The organism is Stenotrophomonas sp. RG-453, from assembly GCF_033843685.1.
Classification (GTDB): domain Bacteria; phylum Pseudomonadota; class Gammaproteobacteria; order Xanthomonadales; family Xanthomonadaceae; genus Stenotrophomonas; species Stenotrophomonas bentonitica_A.
Genome location: NZ_JAMYED010000015.1, coordinates 1 through 3,154 on the forward strand (window position 1 = coordinate 1; position 3,154 = coordinate 3,154).

General features: G+C 53.5%; 2 rRNA genes. Both read right to left on the reverse strand.

What is annotated here, in order from left to right:
* Positions 1 to 9: 9 nt before the first annotated feature.
* Positions 10 to 124, reverse strand: a 5S ribosomal RNA gene (gene rrf, locus NJD74_RS19530).
* Between the two features lie 125 nt (positions 125 to 249).
* Positions 250 to 3,128 (reverse strand): 23S ribosomal RNA (locus tag NJD74_RS19535).
* Positions 3,129 to 3,154: the final 26 nt, after the last annotated feature.

Consider the following 3,154-nt stretch of genomic DNA (forward strand, 5'->3'; position numbering starts at 1 on the left):
GGGTAAAAACCCTGGCGATGACCTACTCTCGCATGGCTTAGGCCACACTACCATCGGCGCAGCTGCGTTTCACTTCCGAGTTCGGGATGGGATCGGGTGGTTCCACAGCGCTAATTTCACCAGGGAGACAGTTGGAGCGTCGCCATCCTAAGGAACGGATTAAGGCGCCTGCCTCTCGTAAGTCTTGTGACGTAGCGTGCACTTGGGATCTATCGACATGTCATGTCGGCCAAGGCAACTTGAGGTTATATGGTCAAGCCACACGGATCATTAGTATCAGTTAGCTCAATACATTGCTGTACTTACACACCTGACCTATCAACCACATAGTCTATATGGTTCCTTCAGGGGGCTTGTGCCCCGGGAGATCTCATCTTGAGGCGCGCTTCCCGCTTAGATGCTTTCAGCGGTTATCGCTTCCGAACATAGCTACCCGGCAATGCCACTGGCGTGACAACCGGAACACCAGAGGTTCGTCCACTCCGGTCCTCTCGTACTAGGAGCAGCCCCTCTCAAATCTCCAACGCCCATGGCAGATAGGGACCGAACTGTCTCACGACGTTCTGAACCCAGCTCGCGTACCACTTTAAATGGCGAACAGCCATACCCTTGGGACCGACTACAGCCCCAGGATGTGATGAGCCGACATCGAGGTGCCAAACACCGCCGTCGATATGAACTCTTGGGCGGTATCAGCCTGTTATCCCCGGAGTACCTTTTATCCGTTGAGCGATGGCCCTTCCATACAGAACCACCGGATCACTAAGTCCTAGTTTCCTACCTGCTTGATCCGTCGATCTTGCAGTCAAGCACGCTTATGCCTTTGCACACAGTGCGCGATGTCCGACCGCGCTGAGCGTACCTTCGAGCTCCTCCGTTACTCTTTAGGAGGAGACCGCCCCAGTCAAACTACCCACCATACACGGTCCCCGATCCAGATTATGGACCTAGGTTAGAACGTCAAGCACGACAGGGTGGTATTTCAAGGATGGCTCCACCACAGCTAGCGCCATGGTTTCATAGCCTCCCACCTATCCTACACAGACGAACTCAACGTTCAGTGTAAAGCTATAGTAAAGGTTCACGGGGTCTTTCCGTCTTGCCACGGGAACGCTGCATCTTCACAGCGATTTCAATTTCACTGAGTCTCGGGTGGAGACAGCGCCGCTGTCGTTACGCCATTCGTGCAGGTCGGAACTTACCCGACAAGGAATTTCGCTACCTTAGGACCGTTATAGTTACGGCCGCCGTTTACTGGGGCTTCGATCAAGAGCTTCGCCTTGCGGCTGACCCCATCAATTAACCTTCCAGCACCGGGCAGGCGTCACACCCTATACGTCCACTTTCGTGTTTGCAGAGTGCTGTGTTTTTGATAAACAGTCGCAGCGGCCTGGTTACTGCGGCCCTCTTCAGCTATAGCTCGCATGAGCCACCAAAAAGGGCGCACCTTCTCCCGAAGTTACGGTGCCATGTTGCCTAGTTCCTTCACCCGAGTTCTCTCAAGCGCCTGAGAATTCTCATCCTACCCACCTGTGTCGGTTTACGGTACGGTCTGCGTAAGCTGAAGCTTAGGAGCTTTTCCTGGAAGCGTGGTATCAGTGACTTCGCCTTAAAGGCTCGTCTCGGTGCTCGGTCTTAAAGGATCCCGGATTTGCCAAAGATCCAAACCTACCGCCTTTCCCCCGGACAACCAACGCCGGGTACACCTAACCTTCTCCGTCCCTCCATCGCACTTACGCGAGGTGCAGGAATATTAACCTGCTTCCCATCGACTACGACTTTCGTCCTCGCCTTAGGGGCCGACTCACCCTGCGCCGATTAACGTTGCGCAAGGAAACCTTGGGCTTTCGGCGTGCGGGTTTTTCACCCGCATTATCGTTACTCATGTCAGCATTCGCACTTCCGATACCTCCAGCAGACTTCTCAATCCACCTTCAACGGCTTACGGAACGCTCCTCTACCGCGTACATATAAATATGCACACCCCAAGCTTCGGTTCACTGCTTAGCCCCGTTAAATCTTCCCCGCAGACCGACTCGACCAGTGAGCTATTACGCTTTCTTTAAAGGGTGGCTGCTTCTAAGCCAACCTCCTGGCTGTCTGTGCCTTTCCACATGGTTTTCCACTTAGCAGTGAATTTGGGACCTTAGCTGTGGGTCTGGGTTGTTTCCCTTTTCACGACGGACGTTAGCACCCGCCGTGTGTCTCCCATACAGTCCGTCTCGGTATTCGGAGTTTGCAATGGTTTGGTAAGTCGCGATGACCCCCTAGCCATAACAGTGCTCTACCCCCGAGAGGATACATATGAGGCGCTACCTAAATAGCTTTCGAGGAGAACCAGCTATCTCCGGGTTCGATTAGCTTTTCACTCCTAATCACAGCTCATCCCCGTCTTTTGCAACAGACGTGGGTTCGGGCCTCCAGTACCTGTTACGGCACCTTCACCCTGGCCATGACTAGATCACCCGGTTTCGGGTCTACTGCCCGCGACTATGCGCCCTTATCAGACTCGGTTTCCCTTCGCCTCCCCTATACGGTTAAGCTTGCCACGAACAGTAAGTCGCTGACCCATTATACAAAAGGTACGCAGTCACTCTTTCGAGCTCCTACTGCTTGTACGCACACGGTTTCAGGATCTATTTCACTCCCCTCTCCGGGGTTCTTTTCGCCTTTCCCTCACGGTACTGGTTCACTATCGGTCGGTCAGTAGTATTTAGCCTTGGAGGATGGTCCCCCCATGTTCAGACAGGGTTTCACGTGCCCCGCCCTACTCGTCTTCACTGGAGTGGCCCTTTTAAATACAGGGCTATCACCTTCTATGGCCAGCCGTTCCAGGCTGTTTTTCTAGAACCATTCCAGCTTAAGGGCTAGTCCCCGTTCGCTCGTCGCTACTCAGGGAATCTCGGTTGATTTCTTTTCCTCTGGTTACTTAGATATTTCAGTTCACCAGGTTCGCTTCCAGCAGCTATGTATTCACTGCAGGATACCCGCAAGCGGGTGGGTTTCCCCATTCGGACATTACCGGATCAAAGCTTGTTGCCAGCTCCCCGATACTTTTCGCAGGCTGCCACGTCCTTCATCGCCTCTGACCGCCAAGGCATCCACCGTGTGCGCTTATTCGCTTGACCATATAACCGCAAGTTGCCTTGGGTTA